We start from the raw sequence: 18,021 nt of genomic DNA on the forward strand, positions 1-18,021 counted from the left end.
TTCGAGCTGCGGCTTGCTTGTACGGCCGACTCAGATGTCGAGGAAGCGGACGTCCTTGGCGTTGCGCTGGATGAACGAGCGCCGTGCCTCGACGTCCTCACCCATCAGCACCGAGAACAGATCGTCGGCCTGCGCCGCGTCGTCCAGCGTGACCTGGCCGAGCACCCGGTGGTCCTGGTCCATCGTCGTGATGCGCAGTTCCTCGGCGTTCATCTCACCGAGACCCTTGAAGCGCTGGATCGAGTCTTCCTTGATCCGCTTGCCGTTCTGCTTGCCGAGCTCGACAAGCGCGTCACGCTCACGGTCCGAGTACGCGTACTCGAAGTCGTCCCGGCCCCACTTGATCTTGTACAGCGGCGGGCGGGAGAGGTACACGTGCCCGGACTCGACCAGCGGCCGCATGAACCGGAACAGGAACGTCAGCAGCAGGGTGTTGATGTGCTGACCGTCGACGTCGGCGTCCGCCATCAGAATGATCTTGTGATAGCGGAGCTTCTCGATGTCGAAGTCCTCGTGGACCCCGGTACCGAAGGCCGAGATCAGCGCCTGGACCTCGGTGTTCTGCAGGATCTTGTCGATCCTGGCCTTCTCGACGTTCAGGATCTTGCCTCGGATGGGCAGGATCGCCTGGTACATCGGGTTACGGCCGGACTTCGCCGAACCACCGGCGGAGTCACCCTCGACGATGAAGATCTCGCACTTGGTGGGGTCGTTCGACTGGCAGTCACTCAGCTTGCCGGGCAGCGAGGCACTCTCCAGCAGCCCCTTGCGCCGGGTCAGGTCACGCGCCTTGCGAGCCGCGACACGCGCCGTGGACGCCGCGATGCCCTTGCGGATGATGTCCGCGGCCTCGTTGGGATTCCGGTCGAACCAGTCCGTCAGCTGCTCGTGCACGACCTTCTGCACGAAGGTCTTGGCCTCCGTGTTGCCCAGCTTGGTCTTCGTCTGGCCCTCGAACTGCGGCTCGCCCAGCTTCACCGAGATGATCGCCGTCAGACCCTCGCGGACGTCCTCACCCGTGAGGTTGTCGTCCTTCTCGCGCAGCAGCTTCTTGTCGCGCCCGTACCGGTTGACCAAGGAGGTCAGCGCCGCACGGAAGCCCTCCTCGTGCGTACCGCCCTCATGCGTGTGGATCGCGTTGGCGAAGGAGTAGACACCCTCGGTGTACTGCGTGTTCCACTGCATGGCGATCTCGGCCGAGAGGAGACGCTCCTTGTCCTCGGCCTCGATGTCGATCACCGACTGGTGAATGACGTCGCCCTTGCGGGAGTTCAGGTACTTCACGAAATCGACGATGCCGTTTTCGTAGTGGTACGTGACCGTGCGGGCGGCTTCCTCCTCGGCGGGCTCGACCGCGTCCGCGCTGTCCGCGCCCGCCGTCGCCTTCGCCGACTCCCGCTCGTCGGTGAGCTTGAGGGTGAGGCCCTTGTTGAGGAACGCCATCTCCTGGAAACGGCGCGAAAGGGTCTCGAAGCTGTACTCGGTGGTCTCGAAGATGTCCCCGTCGGCCCAGAAGGTGACCGACGTACCGGAGTCCTCGGTGGCCTCGTGCTGGGCCAGCGGGGCGGTCGGGACACCGAGCTTGTAGTCCTGGGTCCAGCGGTAGCCGTCCGTCTTGACCTCGACGGCGACCCGTGTGGACAGGGCGTTGACGACGGAGACGCCGACGCCGTGCAGACCGCCGGAGACGGCGTAGCCGCCGCCGCCGAACTTGCCGCCCGCATGCAGGACGGTCAGCACGACCTCGACGGCCGGCTTTCCTTCGGACGGCACGATGCCGACCGGGATGCCTCGGCCGTTGTCGATCACGCGCACCCCGCCGTCGGCGAGGATCGTGACGTCGATGGTGTCCGCGTGGCCGGCCATCGCCTCGTCGACCGAGTTGTCGACGACCTCTTGGACGAGGTGGTGGAGACCGCGCTCACCGGTCGAGCCGATGTACATACCAGGTCGCTTGCGGACCGCGTCCAGGCCCTCGAGGACCGTGATCGCGCTGGCGTCGTACGAGGCGGTGACCTCGCCGTGCGCACCGGCTGTGGACGGGTTGTTCTCGTTGGGGTTGCCGGAATCGGCCACGAAGCGCCCTTTCTGGCACAGCACAGGCCGTCTCCGGGCAGGCGGGAGCGGCTGCGTCGTTCGGCTTGTATCGACGACTCCCGCACGGAAGCGGGATTGTCCATCAGTCTACCGGTAGCGCCGACATGAATGGGGGTTTGCCGGTACCTGAGTCCGCATGTGCCGCCCTGAATGAGCGCCTGCCGACTCCCCATATTCAGGAAGGGGCTCTGAGAGGCTCACGCGGGCATTGAGCGCTTCGGCCTGTCAACCTCCCACTACGGTGAGGGACGCCTCACGCTCATCGCACGGCATAAATCACCGCACAACCGTGCATTCAGGTAGACAAGGACAACCCGCACAACGGCGCCGAAGAGGGCGGTCCGCTCATCACGAAACCCCGGCGCGGGCCGGGGTCGCAGGGACGCTGAACAGGGAAATGCCTGCTCAGCCGTATGTGTCTCCGGGGCCCGTACTTCCGGGCGCCCGCAGCGGACCGAATCTGCGCTGCGGACCATGGGGCCCCAACACCTTGATCATTCTCACCGTGCCATGACCCAGATCCGTGTTCAGCCTGGCCACCAACTGCGGCGCGAGCAGCCGCAGCTGTGTCGCCCACGCCGTCGAATCGCACTGCACCGTCAAAACCCGCTCGGCCGGATCCTCGTCGTACCGCAACGGCACACAGTGATTGGCCAGATCGTCCCCCACGATCTGCGGCCACCGCCCCATCACGCCGCCCACAGCCGCCGGAGTCTCCCAGCCCCGCTCAGTGATCAGCCGGTTGATCGCCGACCCCAGAGCCAGCGGATCACGGCCGTCGGACCGCGCACCCGACCTCAGCCCACCACCACGCCTGGCCTGTTTCTTCTGCTGCGCCGCATCACCGCGGGCACGGGCCTGCTCCTTAGCCGCACGCAGGGCCACCCGCGCCAGATCGACGCCCGACACCTCGGGCTGCTTCGCCGCACCGCTCACCGGATCCGGCACCGCCCGCTCATGGTTCTCTCCCCGGCCGCTCACAGCCGCTCCACCTCACCCGCGGACACCGCGTACCGCGCACCGGCCAGCACACCCGGAACATCGTCGTCCACCGCCGCCGTGACCAGCACCTGCTCACCCGGGGCCACCAGCTCCGCCAGCCGCTCACGACGCCGCGCGTCGAGCTCGGCGAACACGTCGTCCAGCACGAGCACCGGCTCGTTGCCCTCGGTGCGCAACAGGTCGTACGAGGCCAGCCGCAGCGCCAACGCGTACGACCAGGACTCCCCGTGGCTCGCGTACCCCTTCGCCGGCATCCCGCGCAGTCCCAGCACCAGATCGTCACGATGCGGACCGACCAGCGTCACGCCTCGCTCGATCTCCTGCTTACGGGCCTGGACGAGCGCCGCCATCACCTGCTCGTACAGCTCCTCGCGGGTGCGCGCGTGCTCCACATCGGCACCGACCGAGCTGCGGTACTCCAGCGTCACCGGACCGCCGCCCGGAGCCACGTCCGCGTACGCCTTGTCCGCCAGCGGGTGCAGCGTCGCGATCAGGTCCAGCCGCTGGGCCAGCAGCTCCGCCCCCACCTGTCCCAGATGCTGGTCCCACACATCCAGCGTGGACAGATCCATCGACCGGCCACCGTGCCGGCGGGCCATCGCCGCGGACTTCAGCAGGGTGTTGCGCTGCTTCAGCACCCGTTCGTAATCGGACCGGACACCTGCCATCCGCGGCGAACGCGCTGTGATCAGCTCGTCCAGGAAGCGCCGACGCTCACCCGGGTCGCCCTTCACCAGGGCCAGATCCTCCGGAGCGAACAGCACGGTCCGTACTATGCCCAGCACGTCACGCGGTTTGACCTGCGACGATCGATTGATGCGGGCTCGATTGGCACGGCCCGGATTCAGCTCGAGCTCAATCAGCTGCGAGCGCTCGCCCTGAGTGACCGAGGCCCGGACAACGGCACGCTCCGCGCCCATCCGCACCAGGGGGGCATCGGACGACACCCGATGGCTGCCGAGCGTCGAGAGATAGCCGACGGCCTCCACCAGATTGGTCTTGCCCTGACCGTTGGCCCCCACGAACGCGGTGACGCCCGGATCGAGAGGAACCTCGACCCGGGCGTACGAGCGGAAGTCGGCCAGCGAGAGATGCGTGACGTGCATGTTCGCCGACCTTTCCGACCTCGTGCATTGCGTGTGCTGCGTACTACTTCTTGCTCTCGACCGCGTGCCCGCCGAACTGGTTGCGCAGCGCGGCGATCATCTTCATCTGCGGGGAATCGTCCTGCCGCGAGGCGAAACGCGCGAACAGGGAGGCCGTGATCGCGGGCAGCGGCACCGAGTTGTCGATGGCGGCCTCGACCGTCCACCGGCCCTCACCGGAGTCCGCGGCGAAACCACGGAGCTGGTCGAGGTGCTCGTCGTCGTCCAGTGCGTTGACCGCCAGGTCGAGCAGCCAGGAACGGATGACCGTGCCCTCCTGCCAGGAACGGAAGACCTCACGGACGTCCGTGACGGAGTCGACCTTCTCCAGCAGCTCCCAGCCCTCGGCGTAGGCCTGCATCATGGCGTACTCGATGCCGTTGTGGACCATCTTCGCGAAGTGGCCGGCGCCGACCTTGCCCGCGTGGACGGAGCCGAAGTCACCCTCGGGCTTGAGGGCGTCGAAGACCGGCTGGACCTTCGCAACGCTCTCGGCGTCACCGCCGTACATCAGGGCGTAGCCGTTCTCCAGGCCCCAGACGCCACCGGAGACACCGCAGTCCACGAAGCCGATGCCCTTGATGCCCAGCTCCACTGCGTGCTTCTCGTCGTCGGTCCAGCGGGAGTTTCCGCCGTCCACGACGATGTCGCCCGGGGAGAGCAGCTCGGCCAGCTCGTCGATGGTGGACTGGGTCGCGGCACCTGCCGGGACCATCACCCATACGACCCGCGGACCCTTGAGCTTGCCCACAAGCTCCTCGAGGCTGTGGACATCGGCGACGTCCGGGTTGCGGTCGTAACCGATGACGGTGTGGCCTGCGCGGCGGATGCGCTCGCGCATGTTGCCGCCCATCTTGCCGAGGCCGACGAGACCGAGCTCCATCAGAGATTCCTTAAGCGTTGTGCCGATTCGTACCCGGGACCGAGCCTACGCCCGGCCGGGGACAGCGCGGCGGGCCTGCTCAGCGCTGAGCGTGCCCGCCGGAAGCTGCCGTGACAGGAACGAACACCGGATCAGCCCGAGAGGCGAACCGGCATGATCAGGTACTTGTAGGCGTCGTCCGCTTCCGCGTCGACGGCGGGACGGCCGCTGAGCAGGGCGGGCTTGGTGGACGTCGTGAAGGAGAGCTGGGCGACCGGGGAGTCGATCGCGCTGAGCCCGTCCAGCAGGAAGGTCGGGTTGAAGGCGATCGAGATGTCGTCACCCTCGAGCACCGCATCGACGCGCTCCACAGCCTGTGCGTCGTCACTGGAACCGGCCTCCAGGATCAGCACACCCTGCTCGAAGCTGAGACGCACCGGAGTGTTCCGCTCGGCGACGAGGGCCACACGCTTGACGGCCTCCACGAACGGGGCGGTCTCGATGACCGCGACCGAGTTGAACTCCGTGGGGAAGAGGGTCCGGTACTTCGGCAGGTCGCCCTCGAGCAGCCGCGTGGTCGTGCGACGGCCGGCGCCCTCGAAACCGATGAGGCCTTCACCTGCACCCGAGCCCGACAGCGCCAGAGTCACCGTGTCGCCGCTGGTCAGCGCCTTGGCGGTATCCAGGAGCGTCTTTGCGGGCACCAGGGCGACGGCCGAGGCGTCCGGGTTCTCCGGCTTCCAGCGGAACTCACGGACCGCGAAGCGGTAACGGTCGGTCGAGGCGAGGGTGACGGTGTCGCCCTCGATCTCGATCCGGACACCCGTGAGGACGGGCAGCGTGTCGTCACGGCCTGCGGCGATGGCGACCTGAGCCGCGGCCGAGGCGAAGACCTCACCCGGGACGGTGCCGGTCGCTGTCGGCATCTGCGGCAGTGCCGGGTACTCCTCCACAGGAAGGGTGTGGAGTGTGAATCGCGAGGAGCCGCACACCACGGTGGCCCGCACACCGTCGGTGGAAATCTCCACCGGCCGGTTCGGAAGGGCGCGGCAGATGTCGGCGAGGAGCCGGCCGGAGACGAGCACCGTGCCTTCCTCCTCGATCTCGGCGTCCACCGAAACCCTGGCCGAGACCTCGTAGTCGAAGCTCGAGAAGCTGAGAGCCCCGTCCCCAGCCTTCAGCAGAAGGCCCGCAAGAACGGGCGCCGGCGGACGGGCCGGGAGGCTGCGGGCCACCCAGGCCACCGCCTCCGCGAGTACATCGCGCTCCACCCGGATCTTCACCGGAACCGCCTCCTGCTGTTGCTCGCTCGCCCTGCTGGCCTTCGTCGTCTGGTCGGGGTCTCCCTGCCGAAGGGCTGAGGGGAGGACGCCGGGGTCCAGTCTGACGTACGGCACCGACACTCGTTGCTGCTCGGGGTCAAGTCGCGGCAAGCGGTCCGCGAAGCTCCCGGCCCAAGTTGTGCACAGGCCCCACTTCGAAGCGGATTCCTAGCTAACTCTGATTGGTAGTAGTAGTAGGGCCTGTGGAAACCGTGGATAACGTCGTTTGCGCAGGTCAGTGCCTGTTTTTTGTCCACCGGCCCTGTGGGTGACGCCGGTGGACAACTTGGTGTTTCTGTGGACACACGAAAGTTCTGCACACCCGATGCACAGGCGGGGGTGACTTCTCCCCAGGGCTGTCCCCAGCTTTACCCAGGTTCCCCACAGCCCAACCGAGGGCCCTGGTGTGACGCCTTTCACTCTCGGCAGTGAAAGCGGGTGTTGAGTTGCCGAACAGTGGACAGGGGTGTGGAGAAGCTGGGGACAACATGGTCCAGCCTGTGGGCCGACGGTGGACAACATCGTCGAGCCCCTGTGGAGGAAAAATCTGTCCACAGGCTGTGGATCATCGTTGACCACAAATCCCCAGGCATGTGACCTGGCCTGATGGAGTATCGGCAGCGGGGCCTGTGGATGCAATCTGGACAACTTCACAGTCCCCAGGCTGTGGACGCCCAATTCCTCGTAGACCTGTGGAGAAGGGCATGTTCTCGGCCCGTATTCGAACACCCGGCGTGTCTCGTGAGGGGGCGGCATGGTTCGGAACGGGGTGCGTGCGGGGCGGGCGGACGTCCGAGAGGGCGTCCGCGGAGGCATTCCTGTCGGTTCCGGAGGCCCCCGGGCGGCTTCTCGAGGGCTCCTGGCGCAGCCGTGCAGTCAGTTCCTTGCCCCGGTCCGGCGGTCCGGCTTTCTGCACCGGCTCGTTGGGCCGGCACCCCGGTCCGGCAGCCGTGGTCCAGCTTCCTGATGACGAAAGGGCGCCCCGCGAGGACTCCTTGTGGTCCTTGCGGGGCGCCCCGGGGTTCGCTGCGGAGGCTGCTGGTCCGGCCCGTCAGCCGTTCTTGATGCGGTTGGTGAGCTCGGTGACCTGGTTGTAGATGGAACGCCGCTCGGCCATGAGCGCACGGATCTTCCGGTCGGCGTGCATCACCGTCGTGTGGTCACGCCCGCCGAACTGGGCACCGATCTTGGGCAGCGAGAGGTCGGTCAGTTCGCGGCACAGGTACATGGCGATCTGGCGCGCCGTCACCAGCACGCGGCTGCGGGAGGATCCGCAGAGATCCTCCACGGTGAGCCCGAAATAGTCGGCCGTAGCCGCCATGATGGCCGGCGCGGTGATCTCGGGGGCCGAGTCCTCGCCGCCGGGGATGAGGTCCTTGAGGACGATCTCGGTCAGGCCGAGGTCCACCGGCTGCCGGTTGAGGCTGGCGAATGCGGTCACGCGGATCAGCGCACCCTCCAGCTCGCGAATGTTGCGCGAGATGCGGGAGGCGATGAACTCGAGGACCTCCGGAGGTGCGTTGAGCTGCTCCTGTACCGCCTTCTTGCGGAGGATCGCGATACGCGTCTCCAGCTCGGGCGGCTGCACGTCGGTGGTGAGTCCCCACTCGAAGCGGTTGCGCAGCCGGTCCTCGAGCGTCACCAGCTGTTTCGGCGGCCGGTCCGAGGACAGCACGATCTGCTTGTTGGCGTTGTGGAGCGTATTGAAGGTGTGGAAGAACTCCTCCTGCGTCGACTCCTTGCTCGCCAGGAACTGGATGTCGTCGACCAGGAGGATGTCCACATCGCGGTACCGCTTGCGGAAGGTGTCGCCCTTGCCGTCACGGATCGAGTTGATGAACTCGTTGGTGAACTCCTCGGAGCTCACGTACCGCACGCGGGTACCGGGGTAGAGGCTGCGCGCGTAGTGCCCGATGGCGTGCAGCAGGTGGGTCTTGCCGAGCCCCGACTCCCCGTAGATGAAGAGGGGGTTGTACGCCTTCGCGGGGGCCTCGGCCACGGCAACCGCTGCCGCGTGCGCGAAGCGGTTGGAAGCGCCGATGACGAAGGTGTCGAAGAGGTACTTGGGGTTCAGCCGGGCGTGCGGCTCACCGGGACCGGGTGCGGGCGCGGGCTGTGCACCCATCGGGCCGGGTCCGCCGCCGTTGCGTCCGGGGCCCGGTCCGCCCTGACGGTGCTGGGGCTGCTGATCCTGCAGATCATGGCGGTCGCGCGCGTCCCGCTGCTGCTCGTAGCTCTGGCGCTCGGGCGGCTGCGGCCGGTAGTCGTGCTGCGGCTGCTGAGGCCGGGGGCTCGCGTACGGATCGCGGTCCTGGTACCCGCCGTGCCGGGGCTGCTGCCAGGAGAGGTCCTCCTGGGAACGGGGCCAGGCGCCGGGTTCCGGGCGCTGCTGCTGGTAGTCCGGGTAGGCGGGACGGGCTGTCGGCATGCCGTCGTCGGAGGGACGGTGGCCGTAGCCGTCGTACGCGTCGTTGTGCGAGGGGTCGTCGCGCTGCGGCCCTTGGTAGCGGTGGGACTGCTGTCCCTGGTGGGGCGGGTGCGACTGGTGCATCGGGGGTGCGGGCGGGGCGGAGGGCTCGCCCGCGGAATCGTCGACGGTGATGGCGATCCGGATCGGCCGGCCGCACTCACGGGTGAGCGTTTCGCTGATGAGCGGCGCGAGCCGGCCCTCCAGGACGCGCTTGCCCCATTCGTTGGGAACGGCCAGTAGTGCGGTGTCGGCGACGAGTGCCAGCGGCTGGCAGCGCTCGATCCACTGCTTGTCCTTCGGCTCGATGCCCTGCTGGCCCTCCCCGAGGAGTTGTTCCAGCACTCGTGGCCACACTGCGGCAAGATCGGCAGGTACGTCAGCCACAAGGCACGCTCTCTCGCATGTCCCACGAATGTGTGGTTCTCGGGACGGGATGGGTCGGGTCGGGTGAGGCCCGGCAGGTGGGAAGGAAAGGAACCGGAGTTCAACCACGGTAGTCAGGCCGACCCGCACGGTTCAAGTTGTTGTCCACAGGCTGTGTACAGCAGGGGGTGGCGCGAGGCCGGTTTGACCGGATGGCGCAGCCGCGCGTACCGTGACCAGGTCGAGTTGTCGATGGCTGCTGCCGCCTGCCTCCGATGGGCAAAGATCACGATCTGTGATTGTGAAGCGGTGCACTAAGGCGTTTACGCGAGTTCCTCGTGGGCGCACGGTGACAGCCAGGCGATGTCCCGCCAACACACGAATCATTTCTGGAGCCCCCGAGTGAGCAAGCGCACCTTCCAGCCGAACAATCGTCGTCGCGCCAAGACCCACGGCTTCCGGCTTCGCATGCGTACCCGTGCCGGCCGCGCGATTCTCGCGAACCGCCGTGGCAAGGGTCGCACCAACCTGTCCGCCTGATCGCGGTCAGGTCATGACGTGCTGCCTACCGAGAATCGGCTGAGGCGGCGCGAGGACTTCGCGACCGCAGTACGCCGAGGACGTCGGGCCGGACGCCCGCTACTCGTCGTACATCTACGCAGCGGTGCTACGGACCCGCACGTGACTGGGGAGAGTGCTTCCCCGCCACGTGCGGGTTTCGTTGTCAGCAAAGCAGTGGGTGGAGCGGTCGTGCGCACCGCGGTGAAGCGAAGGCTTCGCCATCTGGTCCGCGATCGGCTGGCTCAGCTGCCCCCCGGTAGCCTTGTTGTCGTACGAGCGCTGCCCGGATCGGGTGACGCCGACCATGCACAGCTGGCCCGAGACCTGGATGCCGCCTTGGAGCGGTTGCTGGGAGGGGGCGCGCGATGAAGTACCCGCTGCTGGCTCTCATCAAGCTGTATCAGTGGACGATCAGCCCACTTCTCGGGCCTGTCTGCCGTTACTACCCGTCGTGTTCCCACTATGGATATACGGCGATCGACCGGCACGGTGCGATCAAGGGAACTGCGCTGACGGCATGGCGCATTCTCCGTTGCAATCCGTGGTCACCAGGCGGCGTGGATCACGTACCGCCACGCAAACGTCCGCGTTGGCATGAACTGCTGCGCAGCTATGTGCGTGGCGGCAAGGGCGGGGACTCCGCCGCCGATGTGCCTTCCGGGGGTTCGGTCACCGAACCCCTGAGCCCGGCCACAGAGACCTCGCCCAAAGCTCAAGGAGCCTGATTAGTGGACACGATTGCCAGTCTGTTCAGCTTTATCACCACACCTGTTTCGTGGGTCATCGTCCAGTTCCACAAGTTGTACGGGGCGCTCTTCGGCGACGACACGGGCTGGGCCTGGGGCCTGTCCATCGTGTCCCTGGTGGTTCTGATCCGGATCTGTCTGATCCCGCTTTTTGTTAAGCAGATCAAGTCGACCCGGAACATGCAGGTGCTCCAGCCGAAGATGAAGGCGATCCAGGAGCGCTACAAGAACGACAAGCAGCGTCAGTCCGAAGAGATGATGAAGCTGTACAAGGAGACGGGTACCAACCCGCTCTCCTCGTGCTTGCCCATCCTGGCGCAGTCGCCGTTCTTCTTCGCCCTGTATCACGTGCTGTCGTCCATCGCCTCGGGCAAGACGATCGGCGTCATCGACCAGCCGCTGCTGGACAGCGCTCGCCAGGCCCATATCTTCGGCGCCCCGCTGGCCGCCAAGTTCATGGACAGCGAAGAGAAGGTCCAGGCGCTCGGTGCCTCGCTGATGGACGTCCGTGTCGTCACCGCGGTCATGATCGTGATGATGTCCGCGTCGCAATTCTTCACGCAGCGCCAGCTGATGACGAAGAACGTCGACCTGACGGTGAAGACCCCGTACATGCAGCAGCAGAAGATGCTGATGTACATCTTCCCGCTGATCTTCGCCGTCATGGGCATCAACTTCCCCGTCGGTGTCCTCGTGTACTGGCTGACCACCAACGTCTGGACCATGGGTCAGCAGATGTTCGTGATCAACCAGAACCCGACGCCGGGCAGCAAGGCGCAGGACCAGTACCTGGGCCGCCTGCTGAAGAGCGTGACCTCTCATGGTCAGGTGCGCGGCAGGACGAGGCGCAACACCGTGAAGCGGATCGTCGTCAAGGGTCCTGACCGCAACGACATCGAGCGCAAGTTCATCACCGGTCTGGCCAAGCTGGGTCTCGCGGCTCAGGAGGACGGGACGGTAGCGAAGAGCGACACTGCCGTCGCCGAAGCCGAGGGCGGTGCTGCGGCGAAGCGGCAGCAGCCCAAGCGTCAGACGAAGGCGAAGCGCCAGACTGCTGCGACGCATCCGGGTGCGGCCAAGGACTCCGGTTCCGCCGAGCCGGAACCGAAGACCTCGCTGGAGAAGCAGGACGACAAGCCGAAGCCGGCGGGCAAGCCCGCGGCCGGCTCCTCACGCCAAGCCAAGTCCGGACAGCGCAAGGGCCCGCAGCGGCCCAAGCACCCGTCCAAGAAGTAAGAAGGAGTCCATCCGTGACGGAAGGCACCACCACCACGGCCGCTGAGGGCAGCGACACTCTGACCCGCCTCGAGCAGGAAGGGGAGATCGCGGCCGACTATCTCGAGGGCCTGCTCGACATCGCCGACCTCGACGGTGACATCGACATGGATGTCGAGGCGGACCGGGCCGCGGTCTCGATCATCAGCGACTCGGCGCGTGAACTGCAGAAGCTTGTGGGCCGCGACGGTGAGGTGCTGGAGGCGCTTCAGGAGCTGACGCGCCTGGCTGTTCACCGGGAGACCGGTGACCGCAGCCGTCTGATGCTGGACATCGGCGGCTTTCGTGCCAAGAAGCGGGAAGTCCTTGCCGCCCTGGGTGCCAAGGCCGCAGACGAGGTCAAGAGCTCCGGTGAGCCGGTGAAGCTGGAACCGATGACGCCGTTCGAGCGCAAGGTCGTGCACGACGCGGTGGCGGCAGCAGGTCTGCGCAGCGAGTCCGAGGGCGAGGAGCCGCAGCGCTTCGTCGTCGTACTCCCGGCCTGAGCGTTCCTTGTACTGTCGGCCCCGTCTGTTCGCAGGCGGGGCCGATCTTTGTCAGCCTGATAGTCAGCCACCCACAGTGCGTTAGTGCGGTACGGAAGGACGGTCCCCGTGACGGAGGCAGCAGAACTCCCTCAGGCGCCCAAAGAGGCGCAGGCGGTATTCGGTGAGTTCTTCCCAGAGGCTGTCCGGTACGCGGAGCTGCTTGCGGATGCGGGAGTCAAGCGGGGCCTGATCGGTCCTCGCGAGGTTCCACGTCTGTGGGAGCGCCATCTGCTGAACTGCGCGGTGCTCTCCGAGGTGGTTCCGGAGGGCGTCACAGTGTGCGATGTGGGGTCGGGGGCGGGCCTTCCCGGTATTCCGCTGGCGCTGGTGCGCCCCGATCTGAAGATCACCTTGCTCGAGCCGCTACTGAGGCGGACCAACTTCCTTCAGGAGGTCGTCGAACTGCTGGGGCTGGATCATGTGACGGTCGTCCGGGGGCGGGCCGAAGAGGTGCTCGGGACGCTGCAGCCCGTTCACGTGGTGACGGCCCGGGCCGTGGCTCCGCTGGACCGGCTTGCGGGCTGGGGCGTGCCCCTGCTGCGCCCCTACGGGGAGATGCTGGCACTCAAGGGAGGCACGGCCGAGGAGGAGATCCAGGGGGCTCGTGCCGCCCTGAGCAAGCTCGGCGTGGTGGAGACCGAAGTGCTGCATGCCGGTGAGGGCATCGTTGATCCGATGTCCACCGTGGTGCGTGTGGTCGTCGGGGAGAGCCCGGGCGGTGTGAGGTTCGCCGCAAAGCGAGCCAAGGCGGCGAGGGCCGGCAGGGCGCGTCGACGCCGCTGAGCTGCCCCCGACTCGACGCCGAGGCTTTCTGTTTCGACGGTTTTTCGGTGTTTGGGTCTTTTGTAAGCGATGTGCCTTAAAGCAGTGATATGTGACTCCTGCGGAGTGTCGGGAGTCCGCTGCTGCGCTGCGCATGCATCGTGTTTCACGTGAAACGTCGCTCTCTGCTGCAGGGAAGTATCGGCCGTGGTCGTGCGGCTGCCACACCGCGCGACCGCAAGCCCGTACGGGCTACCGAGTTGTCCACAGAAGTGGATTCATCCACAGAACAGTCGGCCTCGCTGGTTCACGACCCCGAAAGCATGGCAGGCTCTGTTCATTGCGAGCCTGAAGTCGAGGAGAGTGAATCCTTGCGGTCCGACGCCAACATCGCGGGACCGATGACCGACCCGGTCCCCGGTCCCCGTACCGAGTCCGTGGGGGACGGTGTTTCACGTGAAACACCGCCGCCGATGGACGACACACCAATCGGTCGTGCGGCCCAGCTGGCGGTTGAGGCCCTCGGCCGCGCCGGCGAGGGTCTGCCCCGCCCTGACCAAACGCGCGTCATGGTGGTTGCCAATCAGAAGGGCGGAGTAGGTAAGACGACCTCGACGGTCAATCTTGCTGCTTCGCTCGCGCTCCATGGTGCGCGTGTCCTGGTGGTCGACCTCGACCCGCAGGGCAATGCCTCCACGGCTCTGGGGATCGACCATCACGCCGAAGTTCCCTCCATCTATGACGTCCTGGTGGAGGGCATGCCGCTCTCCGAAGTGGTTCAACCCGTCCCGGACGTCGAAGGTCTCTTCTGTGCCCCGGCCACCATCGATCTCGCCGGTGCGGAGATCGAGCTGGTGTCGCTGGTGGCGCGGGAGAGCCGACTGCAGCGGGCGATCCAGGCGTACGAGCAGCCACTGGATTACATCCTCATCGACTGCCCGCCTTCACTCGGTCTGCTGACGGTCAACGCACTCGTTGCCGGAGCCGAGGTACTCATCCCCATTCAGTGCGAGTACTACGCGCTGGAAGGTCTCGGGCAGTTGCTGCGAAACGTTGACCTGGTACGGGGGCATCTCAACCCGGATCTTCATGTGTCGACGATCCTGCTCACCATGTACGACGGCAGGACCAGGCTTGCTTCGCAAGTGGCGGAAGAGGTCCGTACCCACTTCGGCAAGGAGGTGCTGCGGACGAGCATCCCCCGCTCGGTGCGCATCTCGGAAGCACCGAGCTACGGGCAGACGGTGCTGACCTATGATCCGGGATCCAGCGGTTCCCTGTCCTATCTCGAGGCTGCCCGAGAGATCGCCCTGAGGGGCGTGGGGATGCATTACGAGGCCGAGCATGCCCATCCGGGCAGCCAGAACAGCCAGCAGAGCAATTCGGAGGGCATGCGGTGAGTGAGCGTCGTAGAGGGTTGGGGCGTGGACTCGGTGCTCTGATTCCCGCAGCTCCACAGGAGAGGCAGATGGCGTCTCCTGGGGCTGGGGCGGGCCAGGGGGGTGTACTCCCGGTGATGACGGCCGAGCGGGGGGTGGCCGCGGCGAAGGTAGCTGCGCTGCCTTCCGGCCCGATGGTGCCGGAGCCAAGTTCTCCCGTAGCGGAGCGGGAGCCCGTTGCAGGGTCCGATTCTGCCGGTGCGTACTTTGCCGAAGTCCCTATTGAGTCGATCACACCGAACCCCAGGCAGCCTCGTGAGGTATTCGACGAGGACGCTCTGGCCGAACTGGTCACCTCCATCAAGGAGGTCGGTCTCCTCCAGCCCGTCGTCGTGCGCGCGGTCGCGGAAGGCCGCTACGAGCTCATCATGGGCGAGCGTCGCTGGAGGGCCTGCAGTGAGGCAGGTCTGGAACGGATCCCGGCCATTGTCCGGGCCACCGACGACGAGAAGCTGCTTCTCGACGCGCTCCTGGAGAACCTTCACCGGGCTCAGCTGAACCCATTGGAGGAGGCAGCGGCGTACGACCAGCTGCTGAAGGACTTCAAGTGCACGCATGACCAGCTCGCGGACCGGATCGGGCGGTCACGCCCGCAGGTGTCCAACACCCTGCGTCTGCTCCGTCTCTCGCCGCCGGTGCAGCGCAGGGTCGCCGCAGGTGTCATCTCGGCCGGTCATGCGCGGGCGCTCCTGTCGGTGGATGACTCCGCGGAGCAGGACCGGTTGGCTCACCGGATCGTGGCTGAGGGGCTGTCCGTTCGTGCGGTCGAGGAGATTGTGAACCTCCTGGGTTCCGAGCCCACGAGTTCTGCCAAGCCGAAGGGGCCCCGGGCCGGAGCACGGCTCTCGCCGGCTCTCACCGATCTGGCGTCGCGACTCTCGGACCGATTCGAGACGCGGGTGAAGGTCGACCTGGGTCAGAAGAAGGGAAAGATCGTCGTCGAGTTTGCTTCGATGGAGGATCTGGACCGCATTCTTGGCAGCCTCGCTCCTGGTGAGGGACGTGTGCTGGAGCGGAGTCTCTCCGAAGAGCCGGCAGAGCACGACGAGGACTGAGGTCTGCCGCGGGCTTGAGGGGCGGTCTGTGTTCCGGAAGATATCGGAACACAGACCGCCCCTTTGCTCGCTCTCGGTATCCGCATCACCTCTGGGTGGATACGATGCGTTCTGGTATGGCGTATCCACCGTGATCCACCTCAGAGGAGGCGGGGTCGTGCGATCAGTGAATCGCAGCCACCTGGTGACAGTCGGATTGGGACTTGGTGCTGTCGGGGGGTTTGTCGGCAGCCTGTTCCGAGAACGGAGTGCGCTGGCAGCCGCACGTGATGCGGCGGGCGAAGGAAGTGAGGAACCGCCTTCATGGGGCGTCGGCTTGTACCGCTCACACTCGACAACCTTCCGGATCTCCCCAGGCGTTGCCGCTCGTGTGTCTTCTGGGAACTTGATCCGGTCAACGGGGAAGCCGCGGTAAAGACAGGAAGACCTGAGCTGGAGAAGGAAGCCTGGATCTCCGCCGTGTTGCTGGAGTGGGGTTCCTGCGGGCGGGTTGTCTATGTGGACGAAGTGCCGGTCGGCTTCGTTCTCTATGCGCCGCCTGCGTATGCCCCGGGTTCCATGGCGTTTCCGACCAGCCCTGTCTCCCCCGACGCCGTACAGCTCATGACTGCGTTGATCATGCCGGGTTTCCAGGGCCAGGGCCTGGGCCGGGTCATGGTGCAGACAGTTGCCAAGGATCTGTTGCGTCGAGGCTTCAAGGCGATCGAGGCTTTTGGCGATGCCCGCTGGAAGGAGCCGGCTTGTGTGCTGCCGGCGGATCACCTGCTTGCTGTCGGCTTCAAGACGGTGCGCCCTCATCCGGCGCATCCGCGGCTGAGGCTGGAGCTGCGTACGACGCTCTCCTGGAAGGAGGACGTCGAGTTGGCCTTGGACAGATTGCTGGGAGCGGTCCAGAAGGAGCCTGCGCTGCGGCCTCTGTGACCGAGGTCGAGCTTTGCGGCCAATGCCGATGATCCTGACCAGGCATCGAGGCGTATGCAGAACGGGCCCACCCCGAAGGGTGGGCCCGTTTCACGTGAAACAGTGCGGGTCGCAGTCCTACTCGCCGATGAAGGCTTCGAGGTCGCGGAGGATCGCGGCCTTCGGCTTCGCGCCGACGATGGTCTTGGCGACCTCGCCGCCCTGGTAGACGTTGAGGGTCGGGATGGACATCACGCCGTACTTCGCTGCCGTGGCGGGGTTCTCGTCGATGTTGAGCTTGACGATCTCGATCTGGTCGCCGTGCTCAGCCGCGATGGCCTCCAGAGAGGGAGCGATCTGGCGGCACGGGCCGCACCAGGCAGCCCAGAAGTCCACCAGTACGGGCTTGTCGTTCTTGAGGACGTCTTCGTCGAAGGAGTCGTCGGTCACGTTCTTCAGGGCGCCGGCCACGGCGGCCTCCTTAACTTCGCGGGGTGTGGGGGTGAGGTGGGGCGGGGGTCAGAGCGCGGGGGTCTTGTCCGGTTCGGCGAGCTTTCCGTCGGCGAGTGCGGAGAGGAAGCGCTCGGCGTCGAGAGCGGCGGAGCAGCCGGTCCCAGCGGCGGTAATGGCCTGCCGGTAGGTGTGGTCGACGACATCTCCAGCGGCAAAGACACCAGACAGGTTGGTGCGCGTGGAGGGCGCCTCGACCTTGAGGTAGCCCTCGTCGTCGAGGTCGAGCTGTCCCTTGAAGAGCTCTGTGCGCGGATCGTGGCCGACAGCGATGAACAGGCCGGTCACGGGGAGCTCGGACGTTTCACCGGTCTTGGTGTTGCGCAGGGTCAGACCGGAGAGCTTCTGTTCGCCGTGAACCGTGGCGACCTCACTGTCCCAGGCGAACTTGATCTTCGGGTCGGCGAAGGCGCGCTCCTGCATGGCCTTGGAGGCGCGCAGCGAGTCGCGGCGGTGCACGATCGTGACGGACTTCGCGAACCGGGAGAGGAAGGTCGCCTCTTCCATGGCCGTGTCGCCACCGCCGACCACGACGATGTCCTGGTCCTTGAAGAAGAAGCCGTCGCAGGTGGCACACCAGGAGACGCCACGTCCGGAAAGCGCGTCCTCGTTGGGCAGACCGAGCTTGCGGTGCTGGGATCCCGTGGTGACGATGACCGCCTTGGCGCGGTGGACCGTGCCGGCGGTGTCGGTGACCGTCTTGATGTCGCCGGAGAGGTCGACGGAGATCACATCGTCGGGGATCAGCTCGGCGCCGAAGCGTTCGGCCTGGGCGCGCATGTTGTCCATGAGCTCGGGACCCATGATCCCGTCCTGGAAGCCCGGGAAGTTCTCTACGTCTGTGGTGTTCATGAGCGCACCGCCCGCAGTGACGGCGCCCTCGAACACCAGCGGCTTCAGCGACGCGCGAGCGGTGTACAGGGCGGCGGTGTAACCAGCCGGCCCGGAGCCGATGATGATCACATTACGGACGTCGCTCACGGGT

17 protein-coding genes are annotated in these 18,021 nt (G+C 66.2%); 9 read left to right on the plus strand and 8 right to left on the minus strand.

Translation table 11 applies throughout. The features are described 5' to 3' along the window. Positions 1–30: 30 nt before the first annotated feature. The 6 genes from gyrB to dnaA all read right to left on the minus strand — a co-directional run bounded on the left by gyrB (position 31) and on the right by dnaA (position 9,282). Positions 31–2,100: a DNA topoisomerase (ATP-hydrolyzing) subunit B gene (gene gyrB, locus ACFWBQ_RS16245; protein WP_385488625.1), complete on the minus strand. Its 2,070-nt coding sequence runs from the start codon at positions 2,098–2,100 to the stop codon at positions 31–33. Between the two features lie 402 nt (positions 2,101–2,502). Beyond that, the gene (locus tag ACFWBQ_RS16250; RefSeq protein ID WP_385488627.1) at positions 2,503–3,078 is read right to left on the minus strand and encodes a DUF721 domain-containing protein; all 576 of its coding nucleotides are present in this window, start codon (positions 3,076–3,078) and stop codon (positions 2,503–2,505) included. After that, positions 3,075–4,205 carry a DNA replication/repair protein RecF gene (gene recF / locus ACFWBQ_RS16255; protein WP_385488629.1) on the minus strand — a complete coding sequence of 377 codons (1,131 nt, stop codon included), beginning with the start codon at positions 4,203–4,205 and terminating at the stop codon, positions 3,075–3,077. Before recF ends, ACFWBQ_RS16250 begins: the two co-directional genes overlap by 4 nt. A gap of 43 nt (positions 4,206–4,248) precedes the next feature. After that, complete coding sequence (gene gnd, locus ACFWBQ_RS16260) at positions 4,249–5,127, minus strand: phosphogluconate dehydrogenase (NAD(+)-dependent, decarboxylating) (RefSeq protein WP_385488632.1); 879 nt, start codon at positions 5,125–5,127, stop codon at positions 4,249–4,251. Positions 5,128–5,258: 131 nt separating this feature from the next. Beyond that, a complete protein-coding gene (dnaN, locus tag ACFWBQ_RS16265) occupies positions 5,259–6,389 on the minus strand; it encodes a DNA polymerase III subunit beta (RefSeq protein ID WP_385489154.1) in 1,131 nt (376 codons plus the stop codon). Positions 6,390–7,479: 1,090 nt separating this feature from the next. Next, on the minus strand, positions 7,480–9,282 hold the full coding sequence (dnaA, locus tag ACFWBQ_RS16270) for a chromosomal replication initiator protein DnaA (RefSeq protein ID WP_385488635.1): 1,803 nt from the start codon (positions 9,280–9,282) through the stop codon (positions 7,480–7,482). A gap of 381 nt (positions 9,283–9,663) precedes the next feature. Between dnaA and rpmH the strand changes: the two genes are divergently transcribed. The 9 genes from rpmH to ACFWBQ_RS16315 all read left to right on the plus strand — a co-directional run bounded on the left by rpmH (position 9,664) and on the right by ACFWBQ_RS16315 (position 16,547). After that, the gene (rpmH, locus tag ACFWBQ_RS16275) at positions 9,664–9,801 is read left to right on the plus strand and encodes a 50S ribosomal protein L34 (protein WP_078850492.1); all 138 of its coding nucleotides are present in this window, start codon (positions 9,664–9,666) and stop codon (positions 9,799–9,801) included. Between the two features lie 18 nt (positions 9,802–9,819). Further along, positions 9,820–10,191: a ribonuclease P protein component gene (rnpA, locus tag ACFWBQ_RS16280; protein ID WP_356430094.1), complete on the plus strand. Its 372-nt coding sequence runs from the start codon at positions 9,820–9,822 to the stop codon at positions 10,189–10,191. Beyond that, positions 10,188–10,547, plus strand: a complete 360-nt coding sequence (yidD, locus tag ACFWBQ_RS16285) for a membrane protein insertion efficiency factor YidD (protein WP_385488638.1) — start codon at positions 10,188–10,190, stop codon at positions 10,545–10,547. Before rnpA ends, yidD begins: the two co-directional genes overlap by 4 nt. A gap of 3 nt (positions 10,548–10,550) precedes the next feature. Further along, positions 10,551–11,804, plus strand: a complete 1,254-nt coding sequence (gene yidC / locus ACFWBQ_RS16290) for a membrane protein insertase YidC (RefSeq protein WP_385488640.1) — start codon at positions 10,551–10,553, stop codon at positions 11,802–11,804. A 14-nt stretch (positions 11,805–11,818) separates the two neighbouring features. Further along, on the plus strand, positions 11,819–12,328 hold the full coding sequence (locus tag ACFWBQ_RS16295) for a protein jag (RefSeq protein WP_385488642.1): 510 nt from the start codon (positions 11,819–11,821) through the stop codon (positions 12,326–12,328). Positions 12,329–12,436: 108 nt separating this feature from the next. Next, a complete protein-coding gene (gene rsmG / locus ACFWBQ_RS16300; protein ID WP_385488645.1) occupies positions 12,437–13,153 on the plus strand; it encodes a 16S rRNA (guanine(527)-N(7))-methyltransferase RsmG in 717 nt (238 codons plus the stop codon). Between the two features lie 302 nt (positions 13,154–13,455). After that, on the plus strand, positions 13,456–14,532 hold the full coding sequence (locus tag ACFWBQ_RS16305) for a ParA family protein (RefSeq protein ID WP_385489157.1): 1,077 nt from the start codon (positions 13,456–13,458) through the stop codon (positions 14,530–14,532). Next, positions 14,529–15,626 (plus strand): ParB/RepB/Spo0J family partition protein, encoded by a 1,098-nt coding sequence (locus tag ACFWBQ_RS16310; RefSeq protein WP_385488648.1) that lies wholly within the window; start codon positions 14,529–14,531, stop codon positions 15,624–15,626. The genes ACFWBQ_RS16305 and ACFWBQ_RS16310 overlap by 4 nt, the downstream gene beginning before the upstream one ends. Before the next feature lie 303 nt (positions 15,627–15,929). Further along, positions 15,930–16,547, plus strand: a complete 618-nt coding sequence (locus tag ACFWBQ_RS16315) for a GNAT family N-acetyltransferase (protein WP_385488651.1) — start codon at positions 15,930–15,932, stop codon at positions 16,545–16,547. Positions 16,548–16,664: 117 nt separating this feature from the next. Here the strand turns inward: ACFWBQ_RS16315 and trxA are convergent, their stop codons facing one another. Further along, positions 16,665–16,997, minus strand: a complete 333-nt coding sequence (trxA, locus tag ACFWBQ_RS16320; protein WP_385488654.1) for a thioredoxin — start codon at positions 16,995–16,997, stop codon at positions 16,665–16,667. Positions 16,998–17,045: 48 nt separating this feature from the next. Further along, positions 17,046–18,017, minus strand: coding sequence for a thioredoxin-disulfide reductase (trxB, locus tag ACFWBQ_RS16325; RefSeq protein WP_385488657.1), 972 nt, complete (start codon positions 18,015–18,017; stop codon positions 17,046–17,048). Positions 18,018–18,021: the final 4 nt, after the last annotated feature.

The sequence above is a fragment of the Streptomyces sp. NPDC060035 genome (assembly GCF_042736635.1).
In the GTDB taxonomy this organism is placed as follows: Bacteria; Actinomycetota; Actinomycetes; order Streptomycetales; family Streptomycetaceae; genus Streptomyces.

Excerpts from the sequence above, each read along its gene's own strand:
- recF (WP_385488629.1), bottom strand. The coding sequence starts at position 4,205 with ATGCACGTCACGCATCTCTCGCTGGCCGACTTCCGCTCGTACGCCCGG.
- gnd (WP_385488632.1), bottom strand. The coding sequence starts at position 5,127 with ATGGAGCTCGGTCTCGTCGGCCTCGGCAAGATGGGCGGCAACATGCGC.
- yidD (WP_385488638.1), top strand. The coding sequence starts at position 10,188 with ATGAAGTACCCGCTGCTGGCTCTCATCAAGCTGTATCAGTGGACGATC.
- ACFWBQ_RS16305 (WP_385489157.1), top strand. The coding sequence starts at position 13,456 with ATGGCAGGCTCTGTTCATTGCGAGCCTGAAGTCGAGGAGAGTGAATCC.
- ACFWBQ_RS16315 (WP_385488651.1), top strand. The coding sequence starts at position 15,930 with ATGGGGCGTCGGCTTGTACCGCTCACACTCGACAACCTTCCGGATCTC.